This window comes from Paenibacillus sp. BGI2013, assembly GCF_002843485.1.
In the GTDB taxonomy this organism is placed as follows: Bacteria; Bacillota; Bacilli; order Paenibacillales; family Paenibacillaceae; genus Paenibacillus; species Paenibacillus amylolyticus.
Map to the genome: position 1 here is coordinate 474,185 of NZ_PJFA01000004.1, position 16,883 is coordinate 491,067.

Annotated in this window: 14 protein-coding genes; 11 read left to right on the forward strand and 3 right to left on the reverse strand. The window is 41.5% G+C overall.

The features are described from left to right. Window positions 1-37: 37 nt before the first annotated feature. A complete protein-coding gene (locus tag CXK86_RS13060; protein ID WP_256721204.1) occupies window positions 38-403 on the forward strand; it encodes a nuclear transport factor 2 family protein in 366 nt (121 codons plus the stop codon). Window positions 404-705: 302 nt separating this feature from the next. Here CXK86_RS13060 and CXK86_RS13065 read toward each other — a convergent pair whose 3' ends face one another. Beyond that, entirely contained in the window at window positions 706-1,275 is a 570-nt protein-coding gene (locus CXK86_RS13065; protein WP_076317758.1) for a TetR/AcrR family transcriptional regulator, read from the reverse strand. Between the two features lie 165 nt (window positions 1,276-1,440). Here CXK86_RS13065 and CXK86_RS13070 point away from each other — a divergent pair, with 165 nt between their 5' ends. From CXK86_RS13070 to CXK86_RS13080, 3 genes are all read left to right on the forward strand, one after another. Then, a complete protein-coding gene (locus tag CXK86_RS13070) occupies window positions 1,441-2,946 on the forward strand; it encodes an FAD-dependent oxidoreductase (protein WP_180361761.1) in 1,506 nt (501 codons plus the stop codon). Between the two features lie 423 nt (window positions 2,947-3,369). After that, the gene (locus CXK86_RS13075) at window positions 3,370-4,794 is read left to right on the forward strand and encodes a glycoside hydrolase family 1 protein (protein ID WP_101313853.1); all 1,425 of its coding nucleotides are present in this window, start codon (window positions 3,370-3,372) and stop codon (window positions 4,792-4,794) included. A gap of 25 nt (window positions 4,795-4,819) precedes the next feature. Next, window positions 4,820-5,992: an MFS transporter gene (locus CXK86_RS13080; RefSeq protein WP_101313854.1), complete on the forward strand. Its 1,173-nt coding sequence runs from the start codon at window positions 4,820-4,822 to the stop codon at window positions 5,990-5,992. Between the two features lie 92 nt (window positions 5,993-6,084). On the opposite strand, the gene CXK86_RS13085 is transcribed toward CXK86_RS13080, so the two are convergent. Continuing rightward, window positions 6,085-6,837 carry a MurR/RpiR family transcriptional regulator gene (locus CXK86_RS13085; protein WP_076250570.1) on the reverse strand — a complete coding sequence of 251 codons (753 nt, stop codon included), beginning with the start codon at window positions 6,835-6,837 and terminating at the stop codon, window positions 6,085-6,087. A 415-nt stretch (window positions 6,838-7,252) separates the two neighbouring features. Between CXK86_RS13085 and CXK86_RS13090 the strand changes: the two genes are divergently transcribed. From CXK86_RS13090 to CXK86_RS13115, 6 genes are all read left to right on the forward strand, one after another. Then, window positions 7,253-9,115, forward strand: a complete 1,863-nt coding sequence (locus CXK86_RS13090; protein WP_101313855.1) for a beta-glucoside-specific PTS transporter subunit IIABC — start codon at window positions 7,253-7,255, stop codon at window positions 9,113-9,115. A 456-nt stretch (window positions 9,116-9,571) separates the two neighbouring features. After that, window positions 9,572-10,735: an MFS transporter gene (locus CXK86_RS13095; protein WP_257467846.1), complete on the forward strand. Its 1,164-nt coding sequence runs from the start codon at window positions 9,572-9,574 to the stop codon at window positions 10,733-10,735. A 636-nt stretch (window positions 10,736-11,371) separates the two neighbouring features. Beyond that, complete coding sequence (locus CXK86_RS13100) at window positions 11,372-11,617, forward strand: hypothetical protein (RefSeq protein ID WP_076327461.1); 246 nt, start codon at window positions 11,372-11,374, stop codon at window positions 11,615-11,617. A gap of 307 nt (window positions 11,618-11,924) precedes the next feature. Then, a complete protein-coding gene (locus CXK86_RS13105; RefSeq protein WP_257467840.1) occupies window positions 11,925-12,530 on the forward strand; it encodes a GNAT family N-acetyltransferase in 606 nt (201 codons plus the stop codon). 96 nt (window positions 12,531-12,626) lie between these two features. Further along, window positions 12,627-13,202, forward strand: a complete 576-nt coding sequence (locus CXK86_RS13110; RefSeq protein ID WP_036673614.1) for a TetR/AcrR family transcriptional regulator — start codon at window positions 12,627-12,629, stop codon at window positions 13,200-13,202. Window positions 13,203-13,411: 209 nt separating this feature from the next. Then, window positions 13,412-14,452 carry an NADH:flavin oxidoreductase gene (locus CXK86_RS13115; protein WP_174806470.1) on the forward strand — a complete coding sequence of 347 codons (1,041 nt, stop codon included), beginning with the start codon at window positions 13,412-13,414 and terminating at the stop codon, window positions 14,450-14,452. Between the two features lie 292 nt (window positions 14,453-14,744). Here the strand turns inward: CXK86_RS13115 and CXK86_RS13120 are convergent, their stop codons facing one another. After that, a complete protein-coding gene (locus CXK86_RS13120; protein ID WP_101313858.1) occupies window positions 14,745-15,764 on the reverse strand; it encodes an alpha/beta fold hydrolase in 1,020 nt (339 codons plus the stop codon). Between the two features lie 145 nt (window positions 15,765-15,909). On the opposite strand from CXK86_RS13120, the gene CXK86_RS13125 reads away from it, so the two are divergent. Next, the gene (locus CXK86_RS13125; protein ID WP_076327456.1) at window positions 15,910-16,818 is read left to right on the forward strand and encodes a LysR family transcriptional regulator; all 909 of its coding nucleotides are present in this window, start codon (window positions 15,910-15,912) and stop codon (window positions 16,816-16,818) included. Window positions 16,819-16,883 lie beyond the last annotated feature (65 nt).

The window sequence follows — 16,883 nt, forward strand, 5'->3', positions numbered from 1 at the left end:
TACTACCAACTCTCTGAACACCGATGCAAACATCACGATGTTAAATAATTATTATCGCTTGTTTGATGCATCTCGCACTGACGATCGGGCTATGAAGGACTTGTTATCCCTGTTCACGCAGAATGCTGAAATTGTTTCAAACGGTAGCAGTCGTACAGGATTCGAGGTGGTTATTAAGACTTTTTATGAATACAATAAAGACATTAAACATATGTGGGATGCATGGGTTCTTCAGCCCGACGGCAGTTATCGAACTAACTGGGCAGTATGCGGGCAAGCAGTAGATGGCACGGTGTATGCGAAGGCGGGTATAGATATTATGCGTGTGAACGAGTCAGGGCAGATCGTGTATCTGAAGAACGTGCAGACGACTGAAGATGCTTACAATGAATATAACTCGTAAGATGAATATAGGTGGTTGTTACTTCATAGGCCTCTGGTAAGCAACCATTGCTAGTTTGCTACATAGTAACCCATTTTTTTGATCAGTAGACATAATTTTATCGACTTATATTTTAGATTCACAGCATCTGTGGCCTTCAACCGAACTATCCTAAAACTAAAGAAACCGATGGGACTTTACATAAGTAAAATGCCCATCGGTTTTTATTTTATCTCAACAATAAGATACCTTCTTATTCTGGTGGTGAAAATAGGTCAGGCTGGATAACTTGGCTAGGTACGTCGCGTAGAGTGAGCTTCATGCTAGTCTAACATGATTTTCTCGTTAACCATTTGATAGTAATACTCATCCATCTGTCCTGCCGTAACATCTTCTTCAAGATGATATATCCACCACGTGACAAGTAAACTAATGACCCCTGAATGATATTCGGCTAAGAGTTCTATGGGGGGTGAAAATGGTTTACCTCTTCTTTTTAGTTCCAGAAAATCTCTTCTGGATATATCTCCGATATAGTTTTTGAAAAAGTCAGTAAATCCCTTGTCATTCTTCTGGTTTTGAACAATCGGCTCCAGTAAATTCTCCAACATGAATCTAGATAGGCTTTGCAAGGGCTGCCGAAGCCGATCTTCTATACTCATTTGTAAATAATCCTGAAGAACCCACGTGAGGGTAGCGGATAACAGCGCAAATTTATCCTCAAAATGTTTGTAAAACGTTGTACGGTGAACCATCGCTTTATCACATATCTCATTAATCGTGATATTGCTGAATAGTTTGCCTTGCTCAGATAACAGATCTCTAAAGGCCGTAATTAACAATTTATGAGTCCTGGCAACTCTTAAATCAAGCTTTTTTTCATTGATTTTCATCTACACCACTTCCATATCGTAGTTTAACTATATGCCATCGCTATATTGATTCTTACTATAAAAGAAATTTTGATTATATATTGGTATTATAAGTAATATTTTGATTGATCTACAAGTGTAGATTAAAATCTAATTTCTAGAAAGGATGAATCTTCGGTGTCTGACATGAAAAAAGCTGTGGTGATCGGAGCAGGGATTGCTGGATTAATTACTGCAAGAATGTTAGCCGATTATTATGAGGAAGTATGTGTGATTGAGAGGGATGAATTCCCTTCGGAGCCAAATAACCGGCAGGGTGTACCTCAATCTTTTCATCCACACCGTGTACAACCACGCGGCGCGCTGATTATGGAACATTATTTCCCAGGTTACAATGACGAATTGATAGCATTGGGAGCGATCTCTTCACACGATGAGAAGCTTATAGTTACTAATCGATACGGTACATTAGTTAACAAGGAGGATCCTTCTTCATTCAAAATTGCATCGTGCAGCAGAGCTTTGCTGGAATGGGTGCTGCGCAAACGACTCCAGGACATTTCTCATGTAAGCATCTTAACCAGCTTGGAAGTTACCGGGCTAATGGTCTCTGAAGATCAGCACTCCATTACAGGAATTTACACAAAAGAAAGAAAAGGAGAGAAGCGAGAAGACCAACTTCCAGCGAATATGGTTATTGATGCCTCTGGTCGTTCCTCCAAATTGATCAGATGGCTTGATAAATTAGGGTTGAATGTGCCGGAGCCGGAGGTGCTGAAGGTATCTCTTGGTTACAGCACTCGTTATTACAAAATAAAATCCTCTATTCCAAATGAATTCGTGATGTCTGATTCAGATCCTGAGCAAGGTATTCGTGCAGGCATATTTACGCGCATTGAGGATGATATCGCTGGACTCATTCTTTTCAATGCTGGAGGGGAGGAGTATCCTTCAACTCAGCCAGAGGAGTTTCAAGAACAACTCAAGCATCTATTTGCTTCAGATAAAATTGTGGAGTTGATGGAACGGTTGGAGCCTGTGCAAGGGCCGCGCGGATATCGTATATCCGAGTCTATTCGTCAGCATTTTGAACTCATGGAAGATTGGCCATCTGGTTTACTCGTCCTTGGTGATGCATTTTGCAGCTTTGATCCAATTCATGGACAAGGCATCACCGTTGCTGCGATCGAAGCTGAGACTATAGGGAAATGTTTGGAAGCACAGCGCTTGCATCCCGATCCGCAGTTTGAACGGAACGTATTGCTGCGTATGCAGCAGGCCATCGATCCGGCTTGGTGGCTTAGTTCCGTGGCTGACCTGCGTTGGAGAGGGGTAGAACATGGTGGGCCTTATGAACTGAAAGGAGTAGATTTTGCTCAGAAATATATCAACTTATTTACGAAGAAAGCGATGAAAAAAGCGGATCAGGAAAAAGATAACCATCTCTTTTTTATGCAATTCCTGATGAATGCTTTGATCCTTCCTCCAAGTGAATATTTCAAAGCGGATGTCCTGGACATGATTTTGAACGACAATGGTTCAGAAGAAGAAATGGAATTAAGAGCAGCGCTTCGTGTCCAGGATCCGGAATTGTACCAGCAAAAATTAGATGAGGTAATTCCATTATTCCAACTGGACTATGATGAAGAGATTAAGAAACTGCTGGAAACTCTTCAGCCTGCGATGAGCTAATAAAACAACTTAAAAGCTGTATGTAGGGGTGATTACAACCACCACAACTAATAGTCGAGAAACCCAGGTGATTCATAGACCTTGGGTTTCTTTCGTGTTTGAATGAGGACGTACAATTGAATAACGAGGTGACGCTGCTCGCAAGTGAGGAGGCTGCACCCTGTTTGACCGGAGCCATTCCGCTTATTAAAAGTAAAGTTACCCTCGAGCTAGCATGCAGCAACCCTTTGAAACACTGTGTTACTTTTATGTTACAAATGTGAATCTGTGATACCTTGAACTAAATACGAAATAACATATATTTTATGAATTAATCTATGTAGCATAAGTTGTGCAAACAAATACATGATAAAAAACCGATAAAGCGGGATTCGTTTTTTATCCAGATCAGCTGAAGGTTTAAAAGAAAGGTGGGCTTACTAAATGAGTCAAACATTTCAATTTCCTAATGGTTTTTTGTGGGGCGGTTCCGTCTCTGCGAACCAAATTGAGGGTGCATATCTAGAGGACGGGAAAGGACTATCCATTTCGGATATCATGCCGCACGGCATTCAGACACCTCCAACAACAGAACCAACAGAGGAGAATATGAAGTTAATCGCAATTGACTTCTATCATCGATACAAGGAGGACATTAAACTCCTTGCCGAAATGGGTTTCAAAGTTTTCCGCACGTCTATCGCCTGGTCCAGAATCTTCCCCAAAGGGGATGAACTTGAGCCAAACGAAAAAGGCCTCCAATTTTACGACAACCTTTTTGACGAGTGCCGGAAATACGGAATTGAACCTCTAGTTACGATCTCTCATTATGAGACTCCTCTACATCTCGTTAGGGAATATGATGGCTGGGCGAATCGAAAAATGATCGGTTTCTATGAACGGTATGTGCGAGCCATTTTCGACAGATATAAAGACAAAGTGAAGTATTGGCTTACATTTAACGAGATTAATTCTATTCTGGAACACCCGTTTGTGGGCGGCGGGATTAACACGCATGCGGATCAACTTAGCAAACAGGATCTGTACCAAGCGGTTCACCACGAGTTTGTTGCAAGTGCTCTGGCGGTTAAAATAGGGCATGAAATTAACCCTGATTTCAAAATTGGTTGTATGGTCATTGCTATGCCGATTTACCCATTGACTCCTGACCCTAATGATATGATCAAAGTGATGGAAGCTGATCATAAGAATACAGGTTTCACGGATGTCCATGTGCGTGGTTACTACCCAGGCTACATGAAACGTTATTTGAAAGATAACGGAATTACCATTCATTTTGAACCTGGCGATGAAGAAATTCTGAAAAATACCGTTGACTTTATTTCCTTTAGCTACTACCAAAGTAGTTGCGAAACGGCTGATCCAGCCAAGCAAATTAAAGGAGAAGGAAACCTGATTGGTGGTGTTCCTAATCCGCTCTTGACCGCGAGTGATTGGGGCTGGCAGATCGACCCTCAAGGCTTAAGGTACATCATGAATGCGATGTATGATCGTTATCAGAAGCCATTATTCATCGTTGAAAATGGATTAGGAGCCGTAGATGAACTGATTACGGACGGAAATGGTAATAAAACCGTTATTGATGATTATCGCATTAAATATTTGAAGGAGCACTTGCTTCAAGTTGCTGAAGCCATTCAAGATGGTGTTGAATTAATAGGATATGCATCATGGGGTTGTATTGACTTGGTTAGTGCAACAACTGCAGAGATGAAAAAACGGTACGGATTCATCTATGTGGATCGTCATGATGATGGTTCAGGAACATTGGAACGCTATCGTAAGAAATCCTTCCACTGGTATAAAGATGTCATTCAGAGCAACGGGAGCAGTTTGTTTCGTGAATAGCGACAGGCGCTAATGGGAGTAGAAGATGAGAAAAAAAATGTTTTTAATAATTGCATTATTTGTTGCTACATTGAATTTGCGCCCAGCTATTAATTCTATATCTCCGCTGCTAGATACGATTCGGGAAGATCTGGGGATGAGCGCTGCACTAGCCAGTTTGCTAACTTCTATACCTGTACTATGTATGGGCGTATTTTCACCTTTTGCCGTCAAAGCAAGTGGGAGATGGGGAATAGAACGAATCATTGGATATTCCCTGATTGTGGTGGGAATCGGAATAGGCACTCGGCTATTTACACAGTCTACGTTCGTTTTACTTTTATCTGCATTGATCGTAGGTATCGGGATCGCTTCGATTGGCCCGTTAACTTCAGGTTTTATTAAAAAGTATTTTCCCGATCATGTGCCATCCATGATTGCACTCTATAGTATTGCGATCACTGTAGGGGCTGCAGTTAGTTCAATGGTATCCATTCCCTTAGAGGCATACTTCAATTCTTGGCAGACAGCGGTAGGAGGGTGGGCATTAATTGCCTTTGTGGCAGCGATCATTTGGTGGATCATGGTGAAGCCGCGATCTGAATCTGCTCATGTGAGTGAACGAAAAGAACGTCCGCAAATTAAACTTCCCTGGGGAAATAGAAGCGCATGGACGCTTACGCTTTCATTTGGATTAATGGCTATGTTGTTTTATTCTTTTACAGCGTGGCTCCCGTTAATGATTCAGGAAATGGGGTATAGCAAATCCTATGCAACGCTTTGTCTGACCATATTTGTTGTCATCCAAATCCCAATTAGTTTTGTACTTCCTGTATTATTGAAGAACTTTCCTTCAAGAAGAGTATGGATGGTTGGTGAATCTCTGTTCATGATTGTTGGTTTGATTTTATTGATGATGAATTTCATACCGATGGTTTCCGTTGTACTCTTTGGAGTTGGAGCAGGGGGCTTGTTCACTTTAAACCTGATGTTACCGATTGATTCTACAACCAATGTGAACGATGCAACTTCCTGGTCAGCGATGCAGCAATCTGCCGGGTATGTTATTGGAGCGATGGGTCCAATATTGCTGGGTTGGATTCATGATGCTTCCAATAGTTTCACACCTGCTATGATTGGAATGATTGTGATCATCATTCTAATGATTATGACGCAAATTGCAGCAACACGAGGAAAAAAAGTAATGGAAAGCGTCTAACGTAGTCATCCCATAGAGAGTCATTAAGACTGAAAAGAGAGCCTAGAGGGCTCTCTTTCTGGTGCGTGTTTATAAAAAGATCGAGTTCTCTCTCATAGCTCTAATTCTGTATTTACCATTTCTTTGAAAACCTCTCGTCCCAGCCATTCTAAAAGGAACGCAACAGGAACCTGAGTGGTGATGTTAGTGGATTCATAATACTCTTCTTTTACATAATAAGGGATATTCACATCTGATATTTTAGCCATGGTGGATTGGCGATTGTTTGTTATCGCCACAATTTTATTTTGCTCCTGCTTGATCCGTTGGAGATAAGGTAGAACATACGGGTTTTCACCTCGCGTAGATAATGCAATCGTAACGCTGTCTTTTTGCATTTTGATATGAACAGGATAATGAGGATCTTTTATGTACACGGAACAGATCCCTAGATTTGAGAAAAATCGGGCTCCATACTCACCCATTATTCCAGAGCTCCCGATACCAATAAAAATGACGCTACTGGCTTTAGCAATTAACTTTGCTGCCGTTTGAATTTTTTCCTCCAATTCAGGAGATTGAGAACGTTCAAAAAACTCATACACAGCATGATGTGGACTTTTTAACTCCTGCTTCGTTAGTTTACCCTTTTGGGAAATGAGCATCTTAAGTTTTACTTTAAATTCCGAAAATCCCTCACATTGATTCTTTCTGCAAAATCGCATAATGGTGGCTGTAGATACATGAGTTTCATCGGCCAGCTCTCTAATCCGCATGTACGCCACTTTTTCCATGTTCTGAGAAATATAGTTATATAAAGATAGTTCCAATTCATTATAGGATGAGATTTGTTCACTGGTGAACATGGATATACACTCCCTTAGACCATAATAAAAATAATAGGTAACCTGCTTAGGCAGTATACATTACCTATGCCCAAAAAACAACGCGTTACATTTTTGTTACAAAAATCATTTCGTGTCAAAGGAAACTAAACACTTAAACAATATATATTTTCTTCTCTGTTCTGAGTAACATGACGTTATAACATATGTTTCGCACTTCCATTATAACTGGCTAACGCGTCCATGGTCAGAGAACGAAGGTGGCAACGAATAAACCAACCTACCCTTAACTAGTTCCAGTTTCAAGCTTGTTGAGCTTCCTTAGTCTGCTTGAGAATGTCACAATAGCTGTCATATGAAAACATAATGAGTTTGTTTTGCCATCCTCAAAAATTTAGCTTTACTACCTTAATATACGTCGAAGGAGCCTTACATCATGGATAAACAACAATTGTCCAAAGATATTCTCAAACTGGTTGGTGGGGAAGAGAATATCGATCAAGTTTCGCACTGTATGACTCGACTCAGATTCAATCTAAACGATAACAATCAAGCAGACAGAACAACGTTAAAAAACACACCTGGCGTTATGGGTGTAACGGAAAACGGTGGACAGTTTCAGGTGATTATTGGCAGTGAAGTTTCCGAAGTGTACAAAGCACTAGTGAACAATATGAGCATGAAACCTAACGCAGAGAGTGCTCCAAAAGGCGGAAAGAAACAAAGGAATCCGATCAGCGCATTATTTGATTTCATATCGGGCATGTTCACGCCAATCCTGCCAGCAATTGCTGGCGCAGGTATGATCAAAGGGATCGTGTCCATTCTGGTGGCTCTTGGTTGGATGACAATTACAAGTTCAACCTATATCATTTTGTCTGCGGTTGGCGATGGAGCATTCTACTTCCTGCCCATTATTCTAGCCATTAGTGCTGCGAAGAAAATGGGGAGCAATGTTTATGTAGGTGCTGCACTAGCGACTGGTCTCATGCATCCAACCATTACAGCGTTGCTTCAAGAGGGTAATACTTCGTTTGCAGGCATTACGGTTATTGCCACATCCTATGCATCATCGGTTATTCCCATCGTCATTGCAATCTGGATCGCTGCTTACGTGGAGAGAGCGATTGACCGCATCACTCATTCTTCACTGAAACTGATTGTTGTACCAACTGTTACGTTACTCATCATGGTACCACTAACCTTGATCGCGATCGGGCCACTGGGTGGCATTATTGGAAACGGTTTATCTGGGGGTATCAGATGGTTATTTGATAACGCATCCATTTTGGCAAGTATCTTGATTGGTGGCACAATGTCTGTGCTGATTATTACAGGCATGCATTATGCACTGTTGCCGCTTGCAGTTGGTTCGATTGCAACACTTGGTTACGATTTTATCGTTCCGTTAATGTTCGCAGCTAATATGGCCCAGGGTGGTGCTGCATTTGGTGTGGGCTTCAAGTCTAAAAACACCCAAACCAAATCACTTTCATATTCTACAGGACTGACCGCTCTTATGGGAATTACGGAGCCTGCCATGTACGGAATTAACATGAAATTCAAAAAACCATTTATTGCAGCGCTCATTGGGGGCGCAGTCGCTGGGGCGTTTCTGGGAACCTTTTCTGTTAAAGCCTATTTCATTAGCACTGTAGGTCTTCCGGGAGCTGCCTCATATGTCGGTCCAGACATTAGCAACCTGCTCTTTGCACTGATTGCTGCTTTAATTGCATTCGTTGTAGCTAGCGTAATTACTTATTTTCTGGGCTTCCAGGAAGAGTTACCTGCACCATCAGCAACGTCTGCAACTATACCTGTAGTAGCTGAAGACACTAAATTACAGGATGAACAAATATTCAGCCCTATGAGTGGGGAAGTTAAGCCACTTAGCCTGGTTCCAGATCCTGCTTTTTCAGAAGAAATGATGGGTAAAGGATTTGCCATTCAACCTTCAGAAGGACGTGCAGTTTCCCCAGTTAACGGCACAGTATTCTCTGTTTCTAAGAGTGGTCACGCTATTGGTCTCGTAAGTGATCTTGGCGCAGAGATGCTGATTCACATCGGGATTGATACGGTAAAGCTGAAAGGCCAATTTTTCTCGCCCAAGATTCAGGCAGGAGCAAAAGTATCCGTAGGTGATCTATTGATGGAATTTGACCGTGAAGAGATCGAAAAAGCGGGTTACAATATGATTACCCCGGTCATTATTACGAACATGGTTCAATATACCGATGTCCAATCGGCTGGGCGTACCACAATTAATGAAAAAGAATTGATGTACACAGTCAAAGCCTAATTTGGTGTTATTAATAGCGGCAGTGATTCCAAGTTATTTCTGGAACGCTGCCGTTTTTAAATAAAATAAAACACTGCGTTACTTTTGAGTAACAAATGTGATCTCATGTTAATTCAAACTAAAATGCCAAAATGTATATATTTATTTGAATAATAAAAGTAACATAAGTTTTGCAAAACAAAATTTATTACAGACCGATAAGTAGGAATACTCTGAATATGGAGAAATCTCTTACGGAGTTAACACTGAAAGGTGGAACACACAAATGAGTCTAACCATTCGATTAGCGGATGTTTTAATGTGGGAAGGTCTTTAGCTACTAATTCAATAGAAGGGTCTTATATAGAAAATGGTTTTGTCCCAGATGAGTGAATGTAGAATATTTATTTTAGTGAATAGTTAATTAATCTATTTTTCTAGAAATACAGAAATAAGAAGGTGCAATTGTTGAAAAATATGTGGAAAATATATTTATTAGCTGTAATTAGTTTTCTTAATGGCGCATCAGAGTATGTTATTGCCGGGATCCTAGACAAAATTGCTGAATCTAGCAACATTTCAGTTTCTTCTGCTGGACAGCTAATTACAGTGTTCTCTATAGCATTTGGCGTAGGTACTCCTTTTTTAATTGCTTTCACATCTAAATTAGACCGAAAAAAACTCTTAGTTTATGCATTAACTGTATTCTCTGTTATTAACATTTTAATTGCAACGATAACAGGATATGAGATGCTTATCGTAGCTAGAATTATTTCAGCACTTAGTGCCGGTGTTATTCAGGTTACGCTCCTTACTCTTGCTGCGGTTTTGGCTGATCCAGGAAAGCAAGGCAGTTCAATTGCTACAGTTATTATGGGAAATAGTACGGCATTAGTTATCGGTGTACCCATAGGTAGGGTTGTAGCTTCCCATTATGATTGGAACATCATATTTATTGGTCTTGGAGTAATAGGACTTATTCTCTTATTCCTAGCGCTGCTGATCATACCCAAAGTAGTTGCTGAAGAAGTTGTTCCTTTGCGTGATCAGTTTAAATTCATCATGCAACCGCGTATCGCAGCAGCGTTACTGATTACGTTCGTGTGGTTAGGCTCATATTCCATTTTATTTACGTACATTTCACCGTATCTCCTTGATATATTTAGTATGAGTGATCAAGGTGTAACGGTAGCCCTGTTTATATTTGGTATCGCTAGTGCTATTGGTTCCAAAATAGGAGGACTCAGTACAGATAAATGGGGCACATTCCGTACACTAGCTGGTGGCATGGTACTCCACGCCACTGCATTACTGTTGTTCCCGTTTATAGGCCAATCCATATTTCTTCTATATATATTACTTATTTTCTGGGCAATAGCAGCCTGGTCCTCAGGTACGCCGATCCAATTCCAGCTTATAAGTCTCGCTCCCGCTGCTTCAGGCATTGTACTTAGTTTGCATAGCGCGATTGGACAAGTTGGAATGGCTGCCGGAGCTGGTATCGGGGGTATTGCTGTCAACCACAGTTTGTTGAACTACATCCCATGGATCGGTGCGCTTGCCCTTGTGATTGGCATCGTAACAACGTTGCTTGATAACTCTCTATCTAAAAGAAAACAAACGAAAAAATCTTTGCAATAAATAAACACTTGTATCATCTTCGTTTGTTACATGCCTCTTAACGATGTATAAAACCTTCTATAACAATAAGAAAGCAGCTGACCCAAGTGATCAGCTGCTTTCTTTGTTTTATAATTCATAACTCATTAACCCAATGATAGTAGGTCCAACTGCACCAAAGTTTGATGTGATGGGATTAAGTTCGCAGCGAATGAAGCCGTAGACACGATCTCGTCAAGCTTATCGACGGTTTCCGCATACATTTTATGTACCGATTGAGGCGAGTACTAACCTCCAAGCCTTGTTACACCACAACTAACAATTCTCAAATTTGCATCTTTCATCTGATAATAGGAAAGTATTTATTTCATCGTATAGCAAAGTAAATCAACTGGAAGAAAATTATGTCGAGTTATTTAGAAGCATTTTTTATTTGGTCAATCATTAGGACTTTCGCATTCCATTCTCTAAATACAAATGAACAACAATCCTTAGCGGCAAATTTTCCAACAGTTATTGAAAACTATTTTAGGAAATATCTTAAAGGAGAAATTTTTTTGTTAAACTAAGGAGTAGGTTAGTGTAATTTCCCGTTTTAGATAACGTTATAATATAAACAGAGTTCAAGACATGAATACAATAAATGGAGGGGTAGGATTGAACAAGTATGTGTTACATATAGTTGCAAGTGTAGTTTGCATATTGTTACCTGCTGTTGGTCTCTTATATGTTTTGTGGGATAGCCACCAACCTAAAATAGGACCTGTAGGAGACGGAAAACCAAATTATCCTTCAATATCTCAATGGATATCTATTAGCTCTTCTTTTATTCTTGGAGTAGTTAATTTACCTCTTTCCATAATTCGATATAGACAAAAGGCTAAAGAAGATATTAAGAGTTAATGCTTTATTACGCTAACGTAGAAACTATAATTGAATAAGCGACGAAAATGAAGCTGCCTGTGTTAGACCGGCTGCTTCATTACGTTAACGAGCAGGATAGATGAATTTTGTGAATATACGCCAGGTATGCGAACGATAAAAACATAAACTTTTAAGATTAAAAGCATGCTACAGTCTTCAGAATCGCAGAAAAAAGAGGTCTAACCCGCCCGAATTTTATGGCTATCAGCCCTTCGATGGTGAAGTACCTTCATGTACAAGATACGATTATTATCCATTAAACCGGAAGGAATATCTCTTACATATCTTGAATCACGATAAATCTGAATTAAAGCTGGAGGCGAATGAGATGTTGGAATTAGAGTTTACGACTATAGAGGAGTGGGATGAAGCATTGTGGGCGCGGATGGAGCGAATCTATCATGAGGCTTTTCAAAGCGGCGCTAAGACAAAAGCGATTCTGCGCAGTATGCTGGACCGGAAGATTGGTTATTTACACACAGGCGTGCATCATGGAGAAGTGGTTGCGATGGCTGTTACTGGACTGGAGGGGAAGGTTGCGGACCGCATCCTGATCATCGATTACCTCGCGGTTGAACAGAAGTTGCGTGGGTGGGGCATAGGGACCTGGATGCTAGAGCAGCTCAGAGCCTGGGCGTTAAGGGAGCACCGGATCAAAGGTATGATTATCGAGGCGGAGTTCGGGACAACAGAGGCTCATCAGGAACGCATACAGTTCTGGCAACGCAACGGGTTCATCCTAACCTCCTATGTCCATCAATATAGAATGGTGCCAGAGCCGTATCAGGCAATGATGCTACCACTGGATACAAGTACGCATGTGCCTGATGATGGTGAAGCACTGTTTCGTTATATCAATGCTTTTCACAAGGTTGCTTACCGGAAGAGTTAGACCGCATTCAATGGACCTGCAGGAAAATACCGTAGAGATTAGGATGTAAAATGATCAGTTCTTGACTGCATGGTCAATAACTGATACATTAATCCCATGAGCAGACCAAGAGAATTTGATGTCGATCGTGTATTACACCAGTCTATGGAAGTGTTCTGGAATCAAGGCTTCAAAGCAACTTCTTATGAGGACCTTACGCGTACTACAGGAGTCAAAAAGCAAAGTTTGTACTGTGTTTTTAAAGACAAGCGATCGTTGTTTCTGAAGGCGCTGGCAATTTACCGTGAACAGGTTATAGCGAAACTGAAAGAGATTGAAGCCCTGGATTCGTCTCCCGTTGATAAACTGGATACCTTACGATATTCCCTTTTAGACGATGAAACTAGCTGCCAAGGGTGTCTAATTGTGAATGCATCACTCGAATTCGGAACAGATGACGAGCAGGTCACACGCGAAGCTGAGCTCATGGCAGAAGAGATTCAACTGGTATTAGAGAAGATCATAAGTAGTGGCCAGAAACAACAGTTAATTTCCAACCGGTATACGAGTATAGAGCTTGCATCTTATCTAAATAACACCATTCTTGGTGTGAGAGTTATGGAGAAATCAGGTTCATCCCGTGAACAGATCGAGACGGTTCTGCGTACTTCATTTGGCATGATCATGTCTTGATCTTTTTTTTGTGAAATTCTTGACTACGAAGTCAAAAATAATTGAAGGCGGATTAATACACCACGAAAGCTTGAAGGAGGTGGGGCTTTTCGAGAAAAATCGTGTATTGATTCATTTGGAAATAACGTCTAGCTGTTAACCAGGCTGATTGCTGTTTAACATCTCCTAGGTCAATTTATATAAAAAAAACGAAATATGTGGAGGTTATTATGAATTATTCTCAATCCGTAGAAGCATTGTTCCAACCTATAGAGTTAGGTCACTTGAAGTTATCCAATCGGATCGTGATGGCGCCGATGACGCGTCAATTTTCTCCGGAAGGTATCCCGGGTTCGAATGTTGCGGGCTATTACCGCCGCAGAGCAGAGAACGCAGTGGGGCTTATTGTGACAGAAGGGACAATAATTAATCATCCGGATGCATCCAATCAAGCCAATGTGCCGCACTTTTATGGTGAAGCTGCAATGAATGGTTGGGCACATGTTGTATCTGAAGTACATGAAGCTGGTGGTCGAATTATTCCACAGATCTGGCATATGGGAGCCAAAGGTCATGTTAATGATTATTCGGAAGCTGAGATTGCTACAATCGTTCAGGAATTCGCAAAAGCAGCCTCAGAAGCGAAACGCGTTGGGTTCGATGGTGTTGAAATCCATGGAGCACACGGCTATCTGATCGACCAATTCCTGTATGAGAAAACCAACTCTCGTACGGATCGTTACGGTGGAGATATGATGGCTCGCACACGTTTTGCAGTTGAAGTGATTGAGGCTTGCCGTAAAGTAGTGGGATCGGAATTCCCTATTGTACTGCGTTTATCTCAGTGGAAGACAGATGATTATCAGGCTAAATTGGCTGAAACACCGGAATTACTGGAGCAGCTTCTCGCACCGTTAGTTCAAGCTGGAGTCGATATCTTCCACTGTTCCACACGCCGTTTCTGGGAACCGGAATTCGAAGGGTCTGATCTGAATTTTGCTGGATGGACCAAAAAACTGACTGGTAAACCGACAATCACTGTTGGATCGATTGGTCTTGATGGTGACTTTACAAGTCTGTTCACAGAAGGTAAAGGCGCAAGTAACGCCAGTATCGAAGGATTGGTACAACGACTTCAGAATAATGAGTTTGATCTGGTTGCTGTAGGCCGTGCTCTTCTAGTCGACCCTGAATGGGTTAAGAAAATTCAAGAAGGACGTACTGATGATCTGGTTCCATTCACAAGAGAGGCGATGACTGTACTTACTTAATTGTAGTTATAATCCTTAGGAATATGTATTAATCAAACACACCTTCAAGATCATCTTGGAGGTGTGTTTGTAATGGCAACCAGAGTGAGTTATCCGGTGGAACTAAAGATGAACGCCATAGAGATGAGACTGGCAGAGGATGCAAAAGAAACATCGGAATAAGGTCCTCAACTTCATTATTGCTGGTTCCTTAATTTCTACATCATCACTCAACAACACCACTGCTTGGGGGGAGCTCTCCCTCCGAAAGATCAACGCTTCTCTTCACTGAATTCCCAATGCAAGTGACGATCTATTCATTAGCGCTAAGTGACAACAAGTGTTTTAGATTGTCATCAATAAATTGATTATCGGCACTGTTGATTCCACGACCGGCAAAATGGCCCCAGATCGATTGGATTGGTTTCAAGACAGCATTAGGTATACGCTTAGCTTCGTATTCATTATCGGCCGCTGTGCAGAAGAGATCCGTGCTTCCCGGCATGATACAGGCATAAGCTTTTATGCTCTGAAGTGCTTTATCAAAGTCTCCGTTATAGGAGGGGGTTGCACTGATATCTGCATGTTGTCCTGTCCATAACATGGCCAGAACATTATGCGGATCCATATTCATAAAGCTATATTCCCAAACACCAGCTACAAAATCCTCCAATGTGTCAAATCCCATCTCACGGTATAGCTCTTCTCTATAAAATGCATGTGATAGTCCCCATCCCGCATACACCCGACCAACGGCACGCATGTCTGTAGAACTTAGTTGGTTTAATTTACTTGAGTCGAAGCCGACTGCGGATAGCAGTGAAGCTTTCACGCCTTTCAGGACCACAAATGTGTGAGGCCAAGGTTTGGCGATGCCTCCGAAAGGTGCAATTCGTTCAACCATCTCCGGGTAACTTGCCCCCCATTGAAATGCCTGAATGCCGCCCATCGACCACCCGACGACGAGAGCAATCTTTTCAATACCGAATTTTTCGGTCAGCAGTTGGTGCTGGAATCGAACGTTGTCATAGATGGTTACCTGTGGAAAGTTAGCCCGATCGAATGGAGGAGGCGTGTTACTGGGAGAGGAAGAGAGCCCATTGCCCAGCAAATTGGGAACGATAATAAAATATTTCTCTGGATCCAGTGCCATCCCGCTGCCAATGAGCCATTCATTCTGAATATGCTGATCTCCAAAAGCCGTTGGATAGACAATAACATTGTCTTTCTGTTCATTTAATTTTCCGTAAGTTTGATAAGCGAGATAAGCGTTTGGTAACGTCACTCCTGATTGTAAGAGTACATCACCCAAATTAAAAATTTCATAATCCATCGTATAATTGCTCCCTTCAAAATGAAACACCACAGGTTCACTGTGATCTCTTGTACTCAGTATAGAGCTGTGATACTCTCAATAAAAGTGAATAGAATTCAAGATAGTATTCAATAAAATTGAAAGATGAAGGAGGGATCATTGGATGGAATTGCGTCAACTGAATACGTTTTGTACGGTTGCAAAAACATTGAATTTCACGCGGGCAGCAGAAGTGCTGAGCTACGTTCCTTCCAACGTCACGATGCAAATTAAAGCATTGGAAGATGAGCTAGGTGTTCGCCTCTTTGATCGGTTGGGCAAGCAACTCGCGCTCACAACTGCGGGTAAACGCTTTTTAACACACGCCCAAGGCGTTCTCGAAAAAATGGACGAGGCTCGTAGTGCTGTCCATGATAATGAAAAACTAAGTGGAACCTTAACGATAAGTGCGAATGAGGTTATTTGCTCTTATCGGCTTCCACCTGTCTTCCAACGGTTTCGTTCGCAGCATCCGGGAGTTCGCTTAATTTTCCGCTCAGTTCCGAATCAAGAGCTCAAGCAAACGCTCTTTGAGGGGACCACGGATATTGTTTATATGTTGGATGAACCCATTCGCTCGAGTGGACTTTCCGTGGAACCTTTGCTGGAAGAACATTTCCGATTGTTAGCTGCTCCAGATCACCCACTCGCCAAACGAACTGTGCTGCAATTGGAAGATTTTCATGATGAAGTGTTCCTGACAAATGAGAAGGGTTGCCCCTATCGAACGATGTTTGATCGGTCATTTGAGAAAGAGGGCATTGATAGCATTACATATTTAGAGTTTCAAAGTGCTGAAGCCATTAAACAATGTGCAATTTCAGGAATCGGTATTGCCTTTCTTCCTGAGATCGTCGCGGAATCTGAAGTTGAACGTGGAGAACTTGTTGTCCTCCCCTGGCAAATTCCGGACTTGCAGGTATATACACAGATGTTGTGGCATAAAGACAAGTGGCTTTCACCAATGATGTTATCTTTTATAGAAGCAACCAGGGTAGTGTTTGGTTCACAGAATGAAAATAAGACCGTATAGCTTATGTATGAGACATCAAACTGTTAAGCACAGTAAAACGCTGTTGAAAGTGAGGAGACATTATT